Annotated in this window: 17 protein-coding genes; 8 read left to right on the top strand and 9 right to left on the bottom strand. The window is 73.8% G+C overall.

The genetic code is table 11. From position 1 onward, the window contains the following. Positions 1-317: 317 nt before the first annotated feature. Genes QOZ89_RS12755 through QOZ89_RS12740 form a run of 4 tightly spaced genes read right to left on the bottom strand, consistent with a single transcriptional unit; the run spans position 318 to position 4,853 of the window. Positions 318-1,409 (bottom strand): NAD-dependent epimerase/dehydratase family protein, encoded by a 1,092-nt coding sequence (locus tag QOZ89_RS12755; RefSeq protein WP_312623855.1) that lies wholly within the window; start codon positions 1,407-1,409, stop codon positions 318-320. Between the two features lie 14 nt (positions 1,410-1,423). Further along, positions 1,424-2,542: an NDMA-dependent alcohol dehydrogenase gene (locus QOZ89_RS12750; RefSeq protein ID WP_071051752.1), complete on the bottom strand. Its 1,119-nt coding sequence runs from the start codon at positions 2,540-2,542 to the stop codon at positions 1,424-1,426. 56 nt (positions 2,543-2,598) lie between these two features. Then, positions 2,599-3,327, bottom strand: coding sequence for an EthD domain-containing protein (locus QOZ89_RS12745; protein WP_312623854.1), 729 nt, complete (start codon positions 3,325-3,327; stop codon positions 2,599-2,601). Beyond that, the gene (locus QOZ89_RS12740) at positions 3,324-4,853 is read right to left on the bottom strand and encodes an aldehyde dehydrogenase (protein WP_312623853.1); all 1,530 of its coding nucleotides are present in this window, start codon (positions 4,851-4,853) and stop codon (positions 3,324-3,326) included. Before QOZ89_RS12740 ends, QOZ89_RS12745 begins: the two co-directional genes overlap by 4 nt. 215 nt (positions 4,854-5,068) lie before the next feature. Here QOZ89_RS12740 and QOZ89_RS12735 point away from each other — a divergent pair, with 215 nt between their 5' ends. After that, positions 5,069-6,085 (top strand): LLM class F420-dependent oxidoreductase, encoded by a 1,017-nt coding sequence (locus tag QOZ89_RS12735; protein ID WP_312623852.1) that lies wholly within the window; start codon positions 5,069-5,071, stop codon positions 6,083-6,085. A 181-nt stretch (positions 6,086-6,266) separates the two neighbouring features. Here QOZ89_RS12735 and QOZ89_RS12730 read toward each other — a convergent pair whose 3' ends face one another. Further along, positions 6,267-7,202: a TIGR03619 family F420-dependent LLM class oxidoreductase gene (locus tag QOZ89_RS12730; RefSeq protein WP_241842103.1), complete on the bottom strand. Its 936-nt coding sequence runs from the start codon at positions 7,200-7,202 to the stop codon at positions 6,267-6,269. A gap of 131 nt (positions 7,203-7,333) precedes the next feature. On the opposite strand from QOZ89_RS12730, the gene QOZ89_RS12725 reads away from it, so the two are divergent. The 3 genes from QOZ89_RS12725 to QOZ89_RS12715 all read left to right on the top strand — a co-directional run bounded on the left by QOZ89_RS12725 (position 7,334) and on the right by QOZ89_RS12715 (position 11,305). Then, positions 7,334-8,296 carry a hypothetical protein gene (locus QOZ89_RS12725; protein WP_198543455.1) on the top strand — a complete coding sequence of 321 codons (963 nt, stop codon included), beginning with the start codon at positions 7,334-7,336 and terminating at the stop codon, positions 8,294-8,296. A gap of 713 nt (positions 8,297-9,009) precedes the next feature. Further along, entirely contained in the window at positions 9,010-10,239 is a 1,230-nt protein-coding gene (locus QOZ89_RS12720) for a cytochrome P450 (RefSeq protein WP_312623851.1), read from the top strand. A gap of 145 nt (positions 10,240-10,384) precedes the next feature. Continuing rightward, positions 10,385-11,305, top strand: coding sequence for a hypothetical protein (locus QOZ89_RS12715; RefSeq protein WP_312623850.1), 921 nt, complete (start codon positions 10,385-10,387; stop codon positions 11,303-11,305). Between the two features lie 23 nt (positions 11,306-11,328). On the opposite strand, the gene QOZ89_RS12710 is transcribed toward QOZ89_RS12715, so the two are convergent. Then, positions 11,329-12,084 (bottom strand): sulfite exporter TauE/SafE family protein, encoded by a 756-nt coding sequence (locus tag QOZ89_RS12710; RefSeq protein ID WP_312623849.1) that lies wholly within the window; start codon positions 12,082-12,084, stop codon positions 11,329-11,331. 336 nt (positions 12,085-12,420) lie between these two features. Here QOZ89_RS12710 and QOZ89_RS12705 point away from each other — a divergent pair, with 336 nt between their 5' ends. The 3 genes from QOZ89_RS12705 (at position 12,421) to QOZ89_RS12695 (ending at position 16,335) form a co-directional block, all read left to right on the top strand. After that, positions 12,421-13,539 (top strand): nitronate monooxygenase, encoded by a 1,119-nt coding sequence (locus QOZ89_RS12705; RefSeq protein ID WP_491723651.1) that lies wholly within the window; start codon positions 12,421-12,423, stop codon positions 13,537-13,539. Between the two features lie 153 nt (positions 13,540-13,692). Further along, positions 13,693-15,078: a flavin reductase gene (locus QOZ89_RS12700; protein ID WP_312623848.1), complete on the top strand. Its 1,386-nt coding sequence runs from the start codon at positions 13,693-13,695 to the stop codon at positions 15,076-15,078. Positions 15,079-15,150: 72 nt separating this feature from the next. After that, positions 15,151-16,335 carry a Gfo/Idh/MocA family protein gene (locus QOZ89_RS12695; RefSeq protein WP_397428729.1) on the top strand — a complete coding sequence of 395 codons (1,185 nt, stop codon included), beginning with the start codon at positions 15,151-15,153 and terminating at the stop codon, positions 16,333-16,335. On the opposite strand, the gene QOZ89_RS12690 is transcribed toward QOZ89_RS12695, so the two are convergent. The 3 genes from QOZ89_RS12690 to QOZ89_RS12680 form a co-directional block, all read right to left on the bottom strand. Beyond that, a complete protein-coding gene (locus QOZ89_RS12690) occupies positions 16,332-17,681 on the bottom strand; it encodes an MFS transporter (protein ID WP_312623846.1) in 1,350 nt (449 codons plus the stop codon). The genes QOZ89_RS12695 and QOZ89_RS12690 overlap by 4 nt on opposite strands. Before the next feature lie 184 nt (positions 17,682-17,865). Next, entirely contained in the window at positions 17,866-18,009 is a 144-nt protein-coding gene (locus tag QOZ89_RS12685) for a hypothetical protein (RefSeq protein WP_312623844.1), read from the bottom strand. 152 nt (positions 18,010-18,161) lie between these two features. After that, positions 18,162-19,241, bottom strand: coding sequence for an alcohol dehydrogenase catalytic domain-containing protein (locus QOZ89_RS12680; protein ID WP_312623842.1), 1,080 nt, complete (start codon positions 19,239-19,241; stop codon positions 18,162-18,164). A gap of 148 nt (positions 19,242-19,389) precedes the next feature. Here QOZ89_RS12680 and QOZ89_RS12675 point away from each other — a divergent pair, with 148 nt between their 5' ends. Further along, positions 19,390-20,616 carry an amidohydrolase family protein gene (locus QOZ89_RS12675; RefSeq protein ID WP_071051760.1) on the top strand — a complete coding sequence of 409 codons (1,227 nt, stop codon included), beginning with the start codon at positions 19,390-19,392 and terminating at the stop codon, positions 20,614-20,616. Positions 20,617-20,618 lie beyond the last annotated feature (2 nt).

The following is a 20,618-nucleotide window of genomic DNA, read 5'->3' as shown; positions in this document are numbered from 1 at the left end:
ACCCGACGGAGCGTCAGAAGCAGGCCATGTGACCATCTTCACCGACCGTGGCCACGGCTAGCCACGGCCAGCGCCCGGTATGGGCACCAGACCTCGCCTTTCGCGCATTTTTCCTGCTGGTGGTCCGCTCGCCTAGGCAGCGTCTGCCCAGCCCGCCGGCCCGGTCCGCCGAGGTCTGGCATGAGGCAGGGCTTCGGTCTGACGCCCGATCAGGTGGCCGGACCGTGTGGCCGTCTCCCTTCATGGTCAGTCATGCCTGGCACGGCCCAGGTGGTGCCGCCCCTCGCCTTCGGCGCCACACGGGAACCGCCGCGGCGCTAGGCCGGGGCCTGGGCGGCGGCGTCGGCGCGCAGCAGGTGAGGATGGCGGGCGGTGACCATGACGCGCAGGCCCTCGCGCCACGGGACGCCCGCCCGGCCGACCCGCTCGTGCAGCGTCGTCAGGTCCATGACGACGCTGCCCAGGGTCGCCTTCGTGTACTCGAACGTCGCCGGGATGCCGGTGAGCGCCGTGAGCTCGGCGCACCACTCCTGGACGCTGGGCGTCTCGGGCCCGGCCCAGTTGAGGACCGTCGCCGGCACCTCCGCCACCGCCAGCAGGCCGGGGATCATGGCCGCGATGTCGTCGTCGTGCAGCAGCTGGTAGCGGGTGGGTGTCGCGTCCGCCTCGCTCTCGCCGTAGACGGGCACCGCCATCCCGGCGGCCATCATCTGCAGGTGGTAGTCGGGCAGGCCGCCGGCCGTCGGGCCGTAGGGAACGTTCAGCCGCGCTATCGTCGTCGGCAGGCCGAAGCGGCGGGCCGCGTACCGTGCCGCGCTCTCGGCGGCGATCTTGCAGACGCTGTAGGTGTGCAGGAACGGCCAGACGGCGTGGCTGTCGCCGAGCGCGTGGTCCTCCGCCAGCACGCCATCGTGGTCGGGCGCGTAGACCGCGCCCGAGCTGCAGTACAGGAACGCCCTCGCGATCCCGGCGTAGCGCTCGGCGAGCGCCAGGGTCCCGCCGACGTTGCCGTCCAGGTCGACGTTCCAGCGGTTGCTCTTGACGACCCCGAAATGCAGGACGAACTCGACCCGCTCGGGCAGCTGGGACAGCTCGCCGGTGACGAGGTCGGCGGGGGTGGCGCGCACCCCGGCCGCGGTCAGCTCCTCGCGCAGCGCCGCGTCCTTGAACCGGGCCGCGCCGTAGACGGTGTTGTTCCTGGCGAGCGCGAGCGCGAGCGGGCGGGCGACCTGGCCGGTCACGCCGGTCACGAGGATCGTCCGGTCGACAAGATCGACGGGGCCCAGCGGGCCCGCCGCACCCTTCGCCGCCTCGGGGTACTCGTCGGCGTCGCCGGCGCCCGCGGCCGTCGCGCCGGCGAGCTGGTCGTAGCTCGTGCCACCGGAGGGTGCCTCGGCGGTGTCGGACATCGAGTGCGCCTCCGTCAGCTCACGTCGTGGACGATGACGCCGCGGATGTTGCGGCCCGCGAGCATGTCCGTGTACCCGGCGTTGATCTCCTCCAGCGGGTAGCGGTTGGTGATCAGCTCGTCGAGCTTGAGCTGGCCGGAGCGGTAGAGCCGGAACAGCGTCGGCAGGTCCGAGCGGGCGTTGCACGCGCCGAACAGGGTGCCGCGCAGCTCCTTCTGGAAGATCGCCAGGTCGAACAGGGACAGCTTGACGTCGTTGTCCTGGACCGGCGACACGCCGGTGACGACGACCCGCCCGCCCTTGGAGACCAGCGCCATCGTCGGCGCGATGTGTTGGTCGCCCTTGACGACGCCGACGGTGATGATCGCGGCGTCGGCCATCGCCCCGTGGGTCAGGTCGCGGACGAGCGCGGTCGCCTCGTCCAGGTCGGCCGCCGCGTGGGTGGCGCCGAAGATCTTGGCGGCGTCCCGCTTGGACTCGACCGGGTCGACGGCGATGATCCGCTCGGCGCCGGCGATCCGCGCGCCCTGGACCGCGTTCATCCCGACGCCGCCGGCGCCGACGACGACAACCGTCTCGCCGGGGACGACCCTCGCGGTGTGGACCGCCGAGCCATAGCCGGTCGGCACGCCGCAGGAGACGAGCGCGGCCACATCCATCGGGATGTCGTCGTCGATCTTGACGATGCTGCGTTCGTGCAGCACCGTGTACTCGCTGAACGTGCCGAGGAAGCAGATTGCCGAGAGGTCCTGGCCGCGGGCGTGGAAGCGGGCGGTGCCGTCCACGCCGTAGCCCATCATCAGGTTCGCGCCAAGGTCGCACAGGTTCGAGCGGCCGCTCGCGCACCAGCGGCACTGCCCGCACGACGGCATGAACGTACAGATCACGTGGTCGCCCGGGGCGACGCTCGTGACCTCGGGTCCGACGGACTCGACGACGCCGGCGCCCTCGTGACCGCCGACGATCGGCGTGCCGGCGCCCATGTCGCCGGTGCGTAGGTGGTCGTCGGAGTGGCACATGCCGGAGACGTGCCAGCGGACCAGCACCTCGCCGGCCTTCGGCGGGTCGAGCTCGATCTCCTCGACGGTCCAGGGCTGGTTCAGCCCCCACATCACCGCTGCCTTGGTGCGCATGGCCCGTCAGGCCTCCTTAGAGTCCGGGGGGCCTCCGGAGACGCGATGGAAGATCATCATCGCACCTCCTTTGGCCATTTCTGCACGTACTCGCCGAGTACATATGTGTTCGGACGGTAGCGGGCCGCTGTCGCGTCCGGCAGTGTCACGAGATCGACGGCGTGCAGCGGCGGCGCGCCCGGGCTCAGCGTGTCGAGTACCCGGTAGCGGACGGCGCCGGGGATGGCGTCCGGGCCGTCCGGCTCGTCGGCCGCCTCCTCGCCCGTGTCGTCGGTGAGGAAGAGCCGGGCGAGCACGACGCCGGGCGAGCGTCCGCGCGCCCCCACCACGCCAGCGGCGGCATCGGCCACCCCGGCCGCCTTGCCCGGGGGGTGCGCGGCCGTGTCCGCCTCCGCGGGGACCAGGACCTCGCGGCTGACGCGGTACATGTGGAAGCCCTCGAGGAAGCTCGCCGCGTCGTCGATCACGGCCTTCCAGTTCTCCGTCGAGTCCCAGCCCTTGGCCGGGTCGACGAACGCGTCGACCGACTCGGTGTGGATCTCGGTGACCGCGTCCAGCGGCAGCGGCCCGTGGCCGCCCTCGACGAGGCGCACGACGTAGCGGCCGGTCGCCGTCGAGTGCGCCACGCTCATCGGGGCGTGCACGCCGAGGTAGTGGTCGCGGAACTGGTCCTCGGACACGCCGTCCTTGCGGGTGAACAGGAACAGCAGGATCTCGCCGGCGGGCGCCTCGTCCGGGCCGGCCCCACCGGCGCCGGCTAACGCGCCGGTCCCCTCCCCGCTCACGCGCCCGCTCCGTCCGTGCTCGCTCCGTCCGTACTGGCCGCGCCCGCCGCGCCCGCGCCCGTCTCGGGGGCCGGGGCCGGCGGGGTCCAGCCGGCCGGGAGGTTCACCGACTGGTACTCCAGGTAGGCGGCCAGTCCCTCCGGCCCGAGCTCGCGGCCGACCCCGGACTCCTTGAAGCCGCCGAACGGTGCCGCGTTCTCCAGCATGAACGTGTTGACGTTGAACGTCCCGGTGCGGATCCGGGCCGAGATCTCCAGGCCCTCCTCGACGTCCGCCGTCCAGACCGAGCCGGACAGGCCATAGCGGGAGTCGTTGGCGATCGCCACCGCCTCCTCGACCCCCGAGTAGGGGATGACCGACAGGACCGGACCGAAGATCTCCTCCTGGGCGATCTTCATGCTGTTGTCGACCTCGGTGAACACGGTCGGCTCGACGTAGAAGCCCCGGTCCAGCTCGGCCGGCCGGCCGCCGCCGAGCGCGACCTTGGCACCGGCCTCCCGGCCGGCCGCGATGTAGCCCTCGACCCGCTCGCGCTGGCGCGCCGCGACCAGCGGGCCCACCTCGGTCGCCGCGTCGAGCGGGTCGCCGATCTTCATCGCCCCGACCCTGGCGACGAGCGCCTCGACGATCTCGTCGTAACGCTCCCGGGGCGCGAGCAGGCGGGTCTGCGCGACGCAGGCCTGCCCGTTGTTCATCAGCGCGGCCGGCAGCAGCGCGGGCAGGGCCGCCTCGATGTCCACATCGGGCAGCAGCAGGGCGGCGGACTTGCCGCCGAGCTCGAGCGTGCAGCGGGCGAGCCGCTCGCCGCAGATCGAGGCGATGCGCCGCCCGGCGGCCGTCGAGCCGGTGAAGCTGACCTTGTCGACGCCGGGATGGCGGACGAGATGCTCGGCGACCTCGCGGTGCGCCGGCACGATGCTGACGACGCCCGGCGGCAGGCCGGCCTCCTCGACGGCCTCCGCGAGCAGCCAGGCCGACAGCGGCGTCTCCGGCGCCGGCTTGATCACGATCGTCGAGCCGGAGGCAAGCGCCGGGCCCAGCTTCAGCGCGGTGACGTAGAGCGGCACGTTCCACGGCACGATCGCCCCGACGACGCCGATCGGCAGCCGGCGGACCAGGGCGGGGCCGAGCATCCCCGCCCGCACGTCGGTGAACGCGAACGTCCGCGCCAGGTTCGCGAAGTAGTCCAGCGCGAACGTCGTCGAGTAGACCTGCCCGAACAGCGCCCAGCTCACCGGGCTGCCCATCTCGGTGCTGATCGTGCGGGCGACCTCGTCGGCCTTCCCGTTCAGCACGGCCGCGATCCGCCCGATGGCGTCGGCCCGCTCGGCGGGCGACATGCGCGGCCAGGGGCCGTTGTCGAAGGCGTCCCTGGCCGCGGCGACCGCGGCGTCCAGGTCGGCGGTGGTGCCCTCCGGCACCCGTCCGACCGTCTCCTCGGTGTGTGGCGAGACCACGTCGATGGTGCCGGTCCCGGCGGGCGCGGCCCACGCGCCCCCGATGAACAGCCGGTCGTGGACCTGCATCGTCGCCTCCGTCCGCCGGTCGCCCGGCGCCGCTGGGGTCGGTGTCGTCCGGGACCTGGCGTCGTCGCGGTCACGCGCGTGCCACGGCTGGACGAGTGGCCTGGCTCACTGGATCGGACGCCCGAAAACTAGTACGAGTTCTAGAAATCCGCAATGCTTCCTGACGGCCCGTCAGCCAGGGGCCAGGCCGGCTGGACGCGACGACAGGAGGACGCATGACCGCGGACCTGAAGCTGGGCCTCAACCTCGGCTACTGGCCGGCGAGCCCGCCACCCGGCCAGCTGGAGCTGGTCAAGGAGGCCGACGCCTGCGGCTACGACTCCCTGTGGACCGCCGAGGCGTGGGGCTCCGACGCCGTCACCCCGCTCGCCTGGTACGGCGCCCACACCAGCCGAATCAAGCTCGCTACCGGCCTGATCCAGCTTTCGGCCCGCACCCCGGCCTGTACGGCGATGACCGTGGCCACCCTCGACCACCTCTCCGGCGGCCGGGTGATCCTGGGCCTCGGCGTCTCCGGGCCGCAGGTCGTGGAGGGCTGGTACGGCCAGCCATTCCCGCAACCGCTCGCCCGCACCCGCGAGTACGTCGGGATCATCCGTAAGGCGCTGGCCCGCGAAGAACCGGTGACGAACGACGGCGCGCACTACCCGCTGCCGTACCCGGGCGGCACGGGCCTCGGCAAGCCGCTGAAGATGATCGTCCATCCGCTGCGCGGCCGCGTCCCGATCTACCTCGGCGCCGAGGGCCCGCGCAACGTCGCGCTCGCCGCCGAGATCGCCGACGGCTGGGTCCCGATCTTCTACCACGCCGAGCGCGGCCCGAAGGCCTACGCCGACGCGCTCGAGGGCGCTCCCGCCGGATTCGAGATCGCCTGCCCGGTGACGGTGAACGTCACCGACGACGTCGCGGCCGGGCTCGCGATGGTCAAGTGGACGCTCGCGTTCTACATCGGCGGGATGGGCGCGAAGACGGCGAACTTCCACTTCAACCTCATCGGCCGGCTCGGCTACGCCGCCGAGGCCGCCGAGGTCCAGCGCCTCTTCCTGGCCGGCGACCGGGCCGCCGCCGCGGCCGCCGTCCCCGACGACCTCGCCGACGGCATCGCCCTCGTCGGCCCGCCCGCCCGCATCCGCGAGCGCCTCCAGCTGTGGCGCGACTCCCCGGTGACGACCCTTCTCGTCGGCGGCGTCAAGGACCCGGCCCACCTGCGCACCCTCGCCGCCCTGCTCTGAGGGCCCGTTTAATGCTTCCGGGGACGGCGGCCTCCGGAGATGCGAAGGAGGAGCGTTTTCGCACCTCCTTTGGCCCTCTAGCGGAGAGGGCCGCGGCGGCGGCCACGCGGGGCGGTGGAAAACTGGCGTTGGCCGTCCGGTCGACGTCGGGCTGACTTGGTGCCGAAGGTGAGCCCGTCCTCTAGAGGAGCGGGCCGACCTCGGTACCGAACGCGGTGATCTGGTCGGTGAGTTCGGCCAGGGTCCGGCTGGGGAAGCGCACCTGCAGGTGGGTGACGCCGATCGCGGCGTACTCGCGCAGGTTCTCGGCGAGCTCGGCCGGCGTGCCGCTGGCGCAGGGGCGGTCGACGTCCCAGCCGGGCGTGCCGACGTACAGCCACTCGGTGACGGCGCCGACGGCCGCCGCGGTCTCGATCCCGGCGGCGGCCCGCTCCTTGGCCAGCAGCTCCACCAGCGGGCGCATCTCGCCGCGCGCGGTGCCCTGCGGAAGCCAGCCGTCGTAGCGGGCGGCGCGGCGGACGGCGGCGGGCGCCGACCCGCCGACCCAGATCGGCGGGCGCGGGGACTGGACGGGCCTGGGTGCCTGGCCCAGGCCGCCGCCGGCCGGGTCGGTGAGCGCGAACTCGTCGCGCAGCGCCGCGTCGACGTCCGTGAGGGACGCGTCCAGGAGCTGGCCGCGCCGGTGGAAGTCGACCCCCAGAGCGGCGAACTCCTCGGGGACGTGGCCGGCGCCGACGCCGACGATCACCCGGCCGCCCGAGAGGGCGTCCAGAGTGGCGAACGCCTTCGCCGTGACCAGCGGGTGCCGATAGGTGACGTTGAAGACGTGGGACAGCAGGCGGGTGCGCGTCGTATGGGCCGCGAGCCAGCCGAGCGTGGCGATGGTGTCGTACCAGACGGTGCTCATCGCGGCGGCGAGCCGGCGGGGGATCGCGACGTGATCGCACACGCCGATGTAGTCGAAGCCGGCCGCGTCGGCGGCGGCGGCGACGACGGCCAGCTCCGCGGGGCCCGCCGTGCGCTCCCACGGCTCGGCGAACAGCGCGCTCTGCGCCTGGACGGGCAGCTGCATGCCGTAGGCGAGCCCGCCCACGGCCCGGGGGTCTGTCGAGGTCACGGACCCGGAGTGTAGAAGATTTTCTGACGGGTCGACAGATTCTCGGTGCGACGCTGGCCTACGCTGGCCCACGCCCACGACTCGGACGAGCGACAGGACCGTCCGGACCAGCCACGAGAGAGGCAGGCGCGATGACGACCACCAGCGAGCCCGGCGGGACGGCCACTCCCGACGCCGGGACCGGCCAGCCGGCGACCGTGACGAGGGACCCGGCCGAGCCCGTCGCGTGGGCCGACCCGGACCCGGCCTACACGGGGCTCGCCGCGGTCGGGCCGTACACGGTCGAGATCGGCTCGGCGCTGATCACGATGGTCGAGCCGGGGCTGGGCCACGAGCACGCCTACAACCGCTGGTACGAGGACGACCACTTCTACGCCGGCGCGATGGCGATGCCGTGGATGTTCGCCGGCCGCCGCTGGGTCGCCACCCGCGACCTGCAGCTGCTGCGCCGCCCGCACGACTCCGCGATCGCCCAGCCGGTCGCCACCGGCTGCTACCTCGCGGTCTACTGGATCACGAGGGGCCGCCAGGAGGAGCACATGCGCTGGACGGTGGCCACCAATCAGCGTCTCCTGCCGGACGGGCGGGTCTACCTGGACCGCGACCACATCTTCACCGCCTTCCAGCGCTACCTGGGGGCGTCCTACCGGGACGCCCCGGCGCCGGGTGGCCCGTCGAGCCCGCGTGACGTCCACGCGCTCGACTACCCGTACCGGGGCTTGGTGGTGGAGGTCATCGACGCGCCGGCCGAGGCCGCCGAACCGGGCGGCGCCGGGGTCGCGGGGGTCCTCGAGTGGCTGCGGGCCGAGCGGGCGCCGCGGGTGCTGGGCGTGCCCGGCGTCGCGATGGGCCTGTACTTCACCCCGCTGCCGCTGCCGGAGAACCGGATGTCCTACGTCAAGCAGGTCGAGGGGCTCGGCCGGCGGGTGACCGTGCTGTGGTTCCTGGAGACCGACCCGGGCTCGGTGTGGGACGAGGCATTCGGGGGAGCCGCCGAGGAGGCCGAGGCCGGTGGCGCCGGTCGTCTTGAGCTCGTCGCGCCCTTCATCCCGACCCTGCCCGGCACCGACACCTACGTCGACCAGCTGCGCTGATCCCGTTTTCCACGGGTCCGCCAATCCCGCGGGTCCCGCTCAGCCCGCCGATCCCGCCCGCGGCCGGAAGCCCGTTCACCCATGCCGAGCGATCCGGGCCCGCCGGCCCGCCGGCCCGCGGGGCTGCCGGGTGCCCGGTCCGTCCCACCGCGAATCCTGATGGACCGTCAGCCAATGGGCGGCCCCACCCGCCCGGCCGACTTGCCGTCGCCGGCTCCTGCCCAGGCGATGCCGGGGAGGAACCGGCGACGGGTGTCCTGACGCCGGTGCTCTCGGTGGCTGGGTGGTGGCCCGCGCCCCGGCGGTCGTCCCACGACGTGGCGTCGCCGGCTGGCCCGGCGGCTCGGGCCTCCCGCCCACCTGTGGTCAAGGGTGACGTACCGAGCGTCTCTGGTACCGGGCGAGGGGGGTGAGCGGCCTCGACGCCGGCCGCCCACCCTGTCGCCTGCCCGTCTTTACAGATTTTCCCTTCACTGAAAGGCGCGTTGAGGGTTGGCAACTTTACAAATTTGTCCCAAACTGAAAGTCCCGTAGGGCTCGTGACCTGACGGGTGCTCAGGTCGGGCCGCGAGAACCTGCTCCGGCGATGGCCACGCCGACGGCGCGACCGTCGGCCGGCCGCCGCGGGCGCGGGCCCCAGCGGGGGCCGCCCCCAGTACCCGCCCGCCTCGCCCGCCCTCGTCAGGCCGGTTGTGCCGCACCCGGAGGTCCCCATGGCATCGCAGATCAGCCTCGACACCATCGACGTCTACGACCCCGATCTGTACGTCACCGGTGTCCCGCACGACCAGTTCGCCGTGCTGCGGGCCGAGGCCCCGGTCTTCCGGCACGCCGACCACGAGCTGCCGGACGGGTTCTGGGCGGTGACCAGGCACGCCGACGTCACGTACGTCTCCCGCAATCCGGAGATCTTCTCGTCGCACAGGCAGACCTGCTTTCTCAACGAGCAGGACCCCGAGCGGCTGGCCGAGCAGCAGATGATGATGGTCAACCAGGACCCGCCGGACCACACCCGGCTGCGTAGCCTGCTCAACCGCGGCTTCACGCCGCGCACGGTCGGCCGGCTCGCCGGCAAGATCCAGAGTGCCTGCGACACGATCGTGGACAAGGCGCTGGCCGCCGGCTCCGGCGACTTCGTGGCGCTGTGCGCGGCTGAGCTGCCCCTCGTGGTAATCGCGGAGCTGATGGGCGTCCCGAACGCCGACCGCTACAAGATCTTCGAATGGTCGAACCGGATGCTGGCGGCCGACGATCCCGAGCTCAGTCCGGCCCCCGACGAGGGCGTGGTAGCCGCGGCGGAGGCCTACGCCTACGCCAACGAGCTGGGCAAGGCGAAGCGAGGGTGCCCGGTCGACGACATCGTCAGCAAGCTGGTCGTCCCGGACGAGAACGGCCACGAACTGTCGGAGCTCGAGTTCGACCTGTTCTTCATTCTGTTGATGGTCGCCGGTAACGAGACCACCCGGAACGCGATCTCCGGTGGCATGCAGGCTCTGATCGACTACCCGGAACAGTGGGAGCGGCTGCGCGCCGACCCAGACCGGATGGCGCGTCTCGCCGCTGACGAGATGGTCCGCTGGGCGAGCCCGGTGATGGGCTTCCGGCGTACCGCCACCCGCGACGTCGAGCTCTCCGGCCAGCTCATCAGGGAGAACGACAAGGTCATCATGTACTACACGGCGGCCAACTTCGACGAGGCGGTGTTCGAGAACCCGCACGCGTTCGACATCGGCCGCGACCCGAACCCGCATGTCGGCTTCGGCGGCGGCGGCCCGCACTTCTGCCTGGGCCGCCACCTCGCGCAGCTGGAGATCGAGATCATGTACCGGACGCTGGCCCGCCGCGTCGCCCAGGTCGTGCCGACCGCCGCGCCGCGCCGCCTGCGCTCGAACTTCATCAACGGCGTCAAGGAGATGCAGGTCCGCCTCATCCCCGCCGACTGAGCCGCCGACTGATGCGGGCCCCGGGCCTGGTGGGGCGTACCGCGCCGCGGGCGACCTGGCTCGGGCGGGCCAGCCAGCCGGGGCACGGAGACCTACCGTGAACAAACGACCAACAGTTCGTGGCGAGCTGTGTCAACATCACGACATGAGGTCGCTGGGTGACGCGCTGGCTGTGATGGTCGCGTGCGGCGAGGGATGGCCGTCCATCCATGCCGAGCTGGTGCACCGCTATGACCCGGGCACCCTCGCGGACGCGCGCCGCGCGGCGCTCGCGCGCGACCTCGAGACCAGGACCCGCGACGAACCAGCCACAGGCGGCGGGCGGGGCGCGGCGGCAGGCGGCGGCCCCGGCGGCTGGGGCAGGCCTGGCTCCGACTGGGAGTCGATCCTCGACGCCTGGGCCGCGGACCTCGACGACGCGGAAACGCCCGGCCTCGGCGGCGGGGGAGCGGCCTCGCGGGTCCCGGCCGGGACCGTGCCGGCGGCGTTTCTGCCGGCGCCCGCCCCGCCCGCCCGCGGCGAGGACGCCACCGACCCGGTGGTCCGCCGCGGCCGGCTGCTCGCCGCCGACGGCAGGCTGCGGGTCGAGTGGCCCGACGAGGACGAGGTGACGGTCGTCGTCGGTGAGCACTGGCGCCGCCGCCGCGGCGAGGCCGTCAGCGGTACCGGGACCGTCAGCGGTACCGGGACCATCAGCGGCACCGGGACCATCAGCGCCCCGGACCCGCCTCGCCGGCCCGGCCTCGTCGTGCGGGAGCAGCTGCTCGTCCGCCCCTGGCTACTGCTGTCCTGGCTGCGGCCGAGGCTGGTCGCGCCGGTCCAGGCCGGTGGCCGGTCCTCGACCCGCCTGACCATGGCGCCCCGCCCCGGCCCGCGCCCGACGGCACTTGAAGGGCTCGCCGACGGCGCACAGCGCTTCGACCTCGTCCTGGACGACGAGACCGGCGTCATCGTCGAGCTCGCCGCCTACTACCTCGGCCGGCTCGTGGAGCGCCGCGCGCTACGCCACCTGACCGTGGGCGATACCCCGGACCCCCGTCTGTTCGACCTGACGGCTCTCGGCTGACGGCCCTGGGCTGGCTGACGGCCTCACCCGGCGGCGTAGGCGTTGACCCCGAGGCTGACAGCGAGGCATAGGGCGGCGGCGGACACGGCGAGCCGGACGGCCTTCGCCGGCAGGACCCGGACGATCGCCGGTCCGACGGCGCCGCCCACGAGCAGCCCGGTGGCGAGTGCCCCGACCGCCGCCCAGTGCACCGGGGCGACGAGCGCGAACGCGAAGGCCGCCAGCAGGTTCGCGAACCCGCCGGACACGGTCTTGACGGCGTTCACCCGCGCCAGCGGCTCCGGCAGCGCCAGCGCGAGCACGGCCAGCAGCGCCACCCCACCGCCGGCGCCGAAGTAGCCGAGATAGACACCCACGCCGAGCACCGCGGCGCTCACCGGGAGCCCCCGTTCGTCGATCACGCCCGCCGGCCTTCGCACCAGCCGCGGCTGCAGGGCGAGCAGCAGCGCGGCCCCCGCGATCAGCCACGGCACGGCCAGCGTGAACGCCCCCGGCGGCGTCGCCAGCAGCAGCACCGCGCCCGCCGAGCCGCCGAGCAGCGTCAACGCGCCGTACCGCAGCACCCGCCGCGTCTGGCCCGAGAGCTCCGGCCGGGAGCCGGCGACCGCGCCGACGGCGATGGAGACCAGCGCGACCGTGTTGGTGACGTTGGCGTCCAGGGGATGCAGCCCGACAGCGAGCAGCGCCGGGTAGGAGACCAGCGACGCGAGCCCCACCGTCCCGGTGATCCCGGCCAGCACGCCGGCGACGACCAGCATCGCGGCGTCGGCGGCGCTCACCCCGCCATCCCGGCCGAGGCGCACCGGACGCCGGAACGGGCCGGCCGGTGAAGCGTCGAGAACAACCGGCCTGGCACGCGGCGACGCTATCCGTCCCCCGGCCATCGCCACCTGGGCCGAGGCACGGATGTGAGCAACGGATCCGAGCCGGTCCGGGTCCGGCCCTCGGGTGCCGTCGGCGAGGGCGAGGGCGATATTCGCGGATTGGCTTGCCTCGGGCGCCCGCCACGGCAAAACTAGAACTCGTTTCAGTCTGGGCTGGATATGCCGGAAGGCTAGTCACAGTGGGACGCAAGCCGGGGACGGAAAGTAACCGTAGAAAAGACGAGAGGGGTTGTGGTGCGAACACCTATCTGTGACCGGCTCGGCATCGAGTTCCCGATCTTCGCGTTCTCGCACTGCCGCGACGTCGTCGCCGCGGTGAGCCGGGCCGGCGGGTTCGGGGTGCTCGGCGCGCTGGCGTTCAACGCGGAGGAGCTCGAGGTCGAGCTTTCCTGGATCGACGACCATGTCGATGGCAAGCCCTACGGCGTCGACATCGTCATGCCGAACGCGTACATGGGTAAGGGCGAGGGCCTCACCCGGGAGAAGATCTCCGGTCTCGTGCCGGCGGAGCACCGGGCGTTCGTCGACTCGGTGCTCGCCGAGTACGGCGTCCCGCCGCTGCCCGAGGACGCCGAGGACGGCCGCGACATCAAGGCCGCAGGCCTCGCCGTCGACCTGGAGGGCCCCGGCCAGGTCGAGGTGGCGCTCAAGCACCCGACCCGCCTGCTCGTCAACGCCCTCGGCCCGCCGCCGAAGGAAGTCGTCGACCGGGCGCACGAGCACGGCATCCTGGTCGGGGCGCTGGTCGGCAGCCCGCGGCACGCCGTCAAGCAGGTCGAGCAGGGCGTCGACATCATCGTCGCGCAGGGCACCGAGGCCGGCGGGCACACGGGCGAGATCGGGACGATGGTGCTCGTCCCCGATGTCGTCGACGCCGTCGGGCCGGACGTGCCGGTGCTCGCGGCCGGCGGCATCGGCTCGGGGCGGCAGGTGGCGGCGGCGCTCGCGCTCGGCGCGCAGGGCGCCTGGACCGGCTCGATCTGGCTCACGGTCGCCGAGGCGGACACCAACCTGGCCGCCGTCGACAACCTGCTGAAGGCCACCTCGCGGGACACCGTCCGGTCGCGCTCGATGACGGGCAAGCCCGCCCGCCTGCTGCGCAACGCCTGGACGGATGCCTGGGAACGGCCGGACGCGCCCAAGACGCTGCCGATGCCGCTGCAGGGCGTCGTCTGGGCCGAGGCCGCCCGCCGGTTCACCCGGGCCGGCACGCCGGAGCTCAACGGGTTCCCGGTCGGCCAGATCGTCGGGCGGATGAACGCCCGCCGCCCCGCCGCCGAGGTCGTGCACGGCCTCGTGGAGGAATGGATCGCCACGACCCAGCGGCTGTCGGGCCTGATCGAGGAGTAGGACGGCCCGGGCCCCGGCCTGGCGCGCGAGGCCAGGCCGGGAGCCCGTGCCGGCCATACCGACGTCGGGCCGGGACATCGCCGCTCGGGAAGCGGCGCCCGCCGCATGGCGTCTCTTCTGGGAAACGACGAACGTCGCAGGGAGCTGAGCCTGATGGCACCGCAGCCGCCGAACGCCGCGCACCCCAACGCGACGAGCCCGACCGCGGCGAGCGCCGGCCCCGCGGGCCCGAGCCTCGCCAACCCGGGCCCCACCAGCCCAGGCGCCGCGGGCCAGGGTGCCTCGGGCCAGGAGGCAGCGGCTCCGGCGATCGACACCGGCTGGTTCCGGCAGGTGCTGGGGAACTTTCCCACCGGCGTGGCTGTGGTCACTGGCCTCGACAAGGGCGGCGCGCCCGTGGGGCTCGCGGTCGGCTCCTTCACGTCGGCGTCGCTCGACCCGCCGCTCGTCGCGTTCTTCCCGGACCGCCGGTCGAGCAGCTGGCCACGGATCGCGGCCACCGGCCGGTTCTGCGTGAACATCCTCGGCTACGACCAGGAGTCGGTCTGCCGGACGTTCGCCGTCCGCGGCGGCGACAAGTTCGCCGAGCTGCCCTGGCGGCCGGCGCCGTCAGGGGCGCCGATCCTCGACGGTGCCGTCGCCTGGATCGACTGCGACCTCGAGGCCGTCCACCCGGCCGGCGACCATGACCTGGTGCTCGGCCTGGTGCGCGTCCTGGACGTCGGCCGCTCGGCGTTGCCGCTGGTCTTCTTCCAGGGTGGCTACGGCCGGTTCTCGCCGCTCTCGCTCGCCGCCTGGGAGGGCGACCTCGCCGTCCAGCTGCGCACCGCCGACCTCGCCCGCCCGCAGATGGAGGAGCTGGCCGCCCGGCTCGGCGCCGAGTGCGTGGCCAGCGCCGCGGTCGGTGACGAGATGGTACTGGTCGCGAACGCGGTCTCCGGGTCGTCGCCCTCCGGTGAGCTGCCGACCCGGGTCGGGCAGCGCATCCCGTTCCTGCCGCCGCTGGGCACCGCGTTCGTCGCGTGGGCGGGCGAGCTCGCCCGGCGTGCCTGGCTGGACCGGGCGGGCAGGGACTGCCCGCCCGGCACCGCCCGGGCGCTGGAGACGACCCTCGCCGAGGTCCGCGCCGCCGGCTACGCCGTCGGCCGGGGCGCCGGCTGGCACGGCGAGCTGAACACCGTGCTGGCCAAGGCCGACCCCACGGACCCGGCGGACCCCGGCCACGACGCGGTGCGCCGGCTGATCCGTGCCCTTCCGCCCGGCTACGAGTCGCCGTCGGCGGCGCCCACGCCCACGTCCGGCGACGGCCAGGCGAGCCTCGAAGGGGGGCGCGGGGCTCGCGGCGGCAGGGAGGACGAGCTGCGCACCGTGTCCGCGCCCGTCTTCGGCCGCGACGGGACGGTCGTGCTGGTCCTGACGCTCATCGGTGTCCACGGCCCGCTCGGCGCCACCGCCGCCGGCGGCGAGGACCCGGTCGCCGCCCTGCGTGCCGCCGCCGCCACCGTGACCACCGCGCTCGGCGGCCACCACCCCGGCTGACCTGGCCCCGTGCGTCCTCGAGGGCGGGGCGGGGGACGACGCCCGGGTGCGCGCTGGAGCAGGATGGCCGGCGTGGAAGAGCCGTCAGCGTCGTCATCACCGTCCGCCTCCTCATCTCCTGACCTCCCGTCCGTGGGCTCCTCGTCCGTGCGCTCGTCGCCGCGGGATGCCCCGTCGGCCCCGTCCGGCACACAGTCGGGCGGTGGCGGCGCCTCGGCCACCGGCGGCCGGTTCCGGTGGGGTATCGCGGGTACCGGCATGATCGCCAGGGAGTTCGCCCGCGATCTCGCGCTGGTCGAGGACGCCGAACTGGTCGCCGTCGGCTCGCGGGGCACCGGGCGTGCCGAGGCGTTCGGCGCCGAGTTCGCGGTGCCGCGCCGCCACGGCTCCTACGAGGCGCTCGCCGCGGACCCGGAGGTCGACATCGTCTACGTCGCCTCGCCACACCCGGCCCACCTCGCGCACACGCTGCTGTTCCTCGGCGAGGGCAAGCACGTCCTGTGCGAGAAGCCACTCGCGCTGAACGCCGCGCAGGCCGGCGAGATGGCCGCCGCGGCCACCGCCGCCGGCCGGTTCCTGATGGAGGCGGTGTGGAGCCGGTTCACTCCGGGCTACCAGGTGATGCGCGACCTGGTCGGCGGAGGCGAGATCGGTGACGTGCTGCTGGTCGAGGCCGAGTTCGGCTTCCGCGCGCCGTTCGATCCGGCCCACCGGCTGTTCGACCCGGTGCTCGGCGGCGGCAGCGTGCTGGACATCGGCATCTACCCGGTGCAGTTCGCCCACCTGCTGCTCGGCGCCCCGGACGGCGTCACCGCCGGCGGCATCGTCGGCGCCACCGGGGTCGACGAGCACGTCGTCGCCGTGCTGCGCTACGACGCGGGCGCGCTCGCCGTCGCGACGTCGTCGCTGCGCGCCGACCTGCCTGGGACGGCCCGGGTCACCGGCACCCGCGGGTCGCTGGAGTTCCCGTCGTCGATGTGGGCACCGGAGGTGCTGTCGGTGCGGACGCCGGCGGCGCCGGTCCGCATCGGGGGCGCGGCGGACGGCCCGGCCCCCGAACGCCGGATCGAGACGCCGCTGACCGGGATCGGTCTGCACTACCAGGTGCGCCACGTCCATGACCGGCTGCGCGCCGGCCACCTCGACAGCGATGTGATGCCGCCGGCGGAAAGCGTCCGCGTCGCGACCACTCTCGACCGCATCCGCGCCGTCCTCGGTGTTCGTTACCCGGGCGAGGCCTCGATCCCCGTGCCTTAGGCCCGGGGCTCTGGGGCGCCGGCCGCCGGGGGCGCCGCCCGCTGGGCACGGCTGGGGCGGTCCACCCGGACCGCGAAGATGACGATGGCGGCGACGAGCAGCGGCCCGCAGACCAGCAGGCCGGCCTTGGGGCCGATCAGGGTCCACAGCCCGCCCGCGGTCAGCGTCGCGAACACCCGGCCGCCGCTCTGCAGCCCGGCGAGCACGCCGAACGCGGCGCGCCGCGAGTCCGGGCTGGTCAGCCGGGCCACGCCGGTGAACTCGGCGGTGTCGACCGCCCCGGCCGCCGCCCCGGCGAGCAGGAGGCAGAGCACCACTATCGCGTCGTCGCCCGCGCTGGCCCACGCCAGGCCGAGGTAGGCCCCCAGCAGGCTCAGCCCGCCGGCCGCGAGCACGAGGCTCGCGGCGGCACGGTCCGTCAGCCGGCCCGCGACCACCGCGCAGGCGGCGGCGCTGAGCTGGTAGAGCCCGTAGCAGAGGGCGACTCGCTGGACGACGGGCAGCGCCTCGCTCACGCTGACGATCTTGGAAGCCCGCAGCAGGAGCAGCACGACCGCGATGTTGGACGCCTCATAGCAGACGATCCCGAGCAGCAGGATGCCGAGCGGCCCGCCGCGCAGCTTTGTGATCTTGATCTGGGTGGGAGCGGATGGCGGCGGCGCGTCGGCCCGGCCACGCCGCAGGCCGAAGATGCTCACCACCACCGCCAGTGCGACGGGTATCAGGGCGTAGCCGATGACGCCGCGAGTGTCGGTTACCTCCAGCAGCACCGCCACCAGCAGCGCGCCGACGGCCGCGCCGAGCGCGCCGATGGACCGCTCGAACCCGAGCCTCCGGCCAAGCTGGTGCGCCGGGGCCGCCACGCTCGCGTGCTCCTCGAGCGCCGGCGTCCCCAGCCCGCGTGCGGCCCAGGAACCGGCCCGGCACGCCCCGGCCTGCCAGAGAACGCTGCTGGCGGCGAAGAACCCGGCCGCGAGCGCCAGCCCCGCCGAGCCGGCAAGGTCCAGAAACCCGCGCAGCCCCGGTTGCCGGTCGGCGAGCTGGTTGCGGCCGTACCGGGCTGCCGCCGATCCGGCGCGGCCGGCGGCCTCCACCCCCGCGAGCGCGAACGGCGCCGCCCCGAGCGTGCGGCCCAGGAACGGGGCGGTGACGGCGGTCATGCTCTCCAGCCCGACCGTCGAGAGCAGATAGGGCAGCCGCGACGGGCCGCGCGCGGCTGCCTCACCGGCGGCCCCGGGTGTCGCCCCCGACCGTGTCGGGGCCGGCGACTTCGGGTCGGGCAGCACCCCACCGACCGGAACTACCTCACCAGGATGGCCGAAAGCATCGGCGGACGGAGCGGACACGCCGTGATCTTAGGCGCGGACGGGACACCAGAACATCCGGAGATCCCCTGCCCACCTCGCCGTGCCCCGGGAGTGGCCCGGCTGTGGCCGTCGCCGCCCGCGCGGTGCTCCGCCGCGGGCCGCTTGGTGCGGGCAGCCCCCGGCCCGCGCCGCGGCGCACGGTCGCGGCGCTCTGCGTAGCAGATCACCCGCGCTGCTCGCTGACGAGGTCACTGACCAGGCCGTTCGCGTCGATTGGCCGGGGCGTCGCGCGGGTGCGCGACCGGGCGGGCTCCACCATGCCCTGCGTGACCAGTCTCTCAAGCGGCGTGGGTTCCACGACGGGCACGATCCGGACCTCCCTGGTCGAGTACTCCTGTCGGGTCGGATGCTGATGTCTTAGACACTGTCTGAGGTGACTCTCCTCGGCCGCAGGATCGGCGTCAACCGGACATGCCGGACCTGTGGACAACCGGACGCGGGCAGGGAGTGCTGCCCCATCTATGGCGTGACGACCGCGCGGCCGCGCAGGGTGGCCTCGTCGAGGGCGCGGTAGGCGTCCGCGACGGCGTCCAGGGGGAAGACCTCGACGAGGCTGCGGATCCTCCCGGCGACGGCGAGGGCGACCACGGCGTGCGCGTCGGCGATCGTCGAGCCCTGGAACGTGAAGACCTCGGCCTCGCGGGGCAGGCCGCCGTACCAGGCGGCGCGAAGCCGGCCGCCGCCGGAGCCGACCAGGCCGAACGCGCCGCACGGGCGGACGGCGCCGATCCCGGCGGTGATCGTCGCGTCGGTGCCGACGAAGTCGAGCACCGCGGCGGCGCCGTCGCCGCCGCAGGCCTCCTTCAGCGCGCCCGCCACCCGGGCCGGGTCGCCCCGCTCCCCTCCCACGCCGCTGACGGTCTCGTCGGCACCGAACTCGCGAGCGGTTGCCAGGCGGGCGGGGGAGATGTCGACGGCGACGACCCGGGCGGGGGAGCACGCCTTCAGGTGCTGGATGGCGAAGCCGCCGAGCCCGCCGGCGCCGATGACGACGGCGGTGCCGCCCGGCTCCAGCACGGGGAGCACCCGGCGGACGGCGTGGTAGGAGGTGGCGCCGGCGTCGGTGAGCGGCGCGGCGGCCACCGGGTCCAGCCCGTTCAGCGGGATCAGCGCGCGTACCGGCGCGACGACATACGGCGCGAGCCCGCCGTCGCGGCCGTACCCGCGGCCGGCCAGGCCGTTCGGGCAGGCACTGTCCCTGCCGGCCAGGCAGTAGGCGCAGCGGCCGCAGGACGCCGGCGAGACCAGCGCGACGGGAGTGCCGACCAGCGGGGCGTCGGTCGCCTCCTCGCCGAGTGCGGCGACCGTGCCGGCGATCTCGTGGCCGAGGGTGAAAGGCACCCGCCAGCCGATCAGCTCGCCGATCTCGCCGGGAATCTGGCTCATCGTCAGGTCAGAGTGGCACAGCCCGTTCGCCGCCACCGCGACCAGCACCTCGCCGCGGCCGGGCCGAGGTACGGGAACGTCCACCAGGCGCGGATTCTCGAGCCAGTCATTGATCCGGTATGCCGGCATGGTCGTCGCGGCGGTGCTGGTCATGGGGCCTCCCGCGGGGAGATAACCTGACGATCCGTCAGGTCGGATGCTAGCGTCGGAGGACGGACGTGGGCTGGGGAGCGGGTCACGGCTGGCGCGCGGCGGACGGACGGTGGCCACGCGATGGCCGCGCGGCGAGGGAGGACGAGTCATGGCGACCGGCGACGGCGGCGAGGGGCACTCCTTCGGCGAGCTGCCGAAGATCATCAGCGTGGACGACCACGTGGTGGAGCCCGCGCACCTGTGGAGGACGTGGCTGCCGGCCCGCTTCCGCGACGCCGGCCCCCGGGTCGAGCGCCGTGGCATCGGGACGATGGAGCACGTGGGCGGTGGCAGCTACCGGCAGTCCTTCGACCCGGACGGGCCGAAGGCCGACTGCTGGATCTACGAGGACCTCGTCTACATCAACAAGCGGCACGTCGCGGCCGTCGGGTTCGACCGCGAGGACATGACGATGTCGCCGATCACCTACGACGAGATGCGCCCCGGCTGCTACGACCCGGCCGCCCGGCTCGCCGACATGGACCTCAACCACGTCGAGGCCTCGCTGTCGTTCCCCACCTTCCCGCGCTTCTGCGGGCAGACGTTCGCCGAGGCCTCGGACCGCGAGCTCGCCGCCGCGTGCGTCATCGCCTACAACGACTGGATGGTCGAGGAGTGGTGCGGCGACTCCGGCGGCCGGCTGATCCCGCTGTGCATCATCCCGCTGTGGGACGCCGAGGAGGCGGCCGCCGAGGTGCGCCGCAACGCGGCGCGCGGCGTGCGGGCCGTCTGCTTCAGCGAGATCCCGCCGAAGCTGGGGCTGCCGAGCATCCACAACGGCTACTGGGACCCGCTCTTCGCCGCCTGCGCCCAGACCGGGACGGTCGTGTGCATGCACATCGGCTCCTCGTCCCAGATGCCCGCCACCTCCGGGGACGCGCCGGTCGCCGTCGCGGCGACGCTGTCGTTCAACAACGCGATGGCCTCGCTCGCCGACTGGCTGTTCTCCGGCGTGCTGGTGCGCTTCCCGACGCTGAAGCTCGCCTACTCGGAGGGCCAGATCGGCTGGCTGCCGTACGCGCTGGAGCGCGCCGACGACGTGTGGCGCGAGCACCGCGCCTGGGCCGGCGTGCGCGACATCGTTCCCGAGCCGCCGTCGACCTACTTCCACCGCCAGGTGTTCGGCTGCTTCTTCCGCGACCGGCACGGTCTCGCGTCCCTGGCCGAGATCGGCGTCGACAACGTCACCTTCGAGACCGACTACCCGCACACCGACTCGACCTGGCCGCACACGAGGAAGGTCGCCGAGGAGATGATGGCCGGCCTCGACGCCGACACCGTCTACAAGATCGTCCGCGGCAACGCCATCCGGATGCTGGACCTCGACCTCACCTGACC

This window comes from Pseudofrankia coriaricola (assembly GCF_032027725.1).
GTDB lineage: Bacteria > Actinomycetota > Actinomycetes > Frankiales > Frankiaceae > Pseudofrankia.
This window is presented reverse-complemented; position numbering and strand designations above follow the sequence as displayed.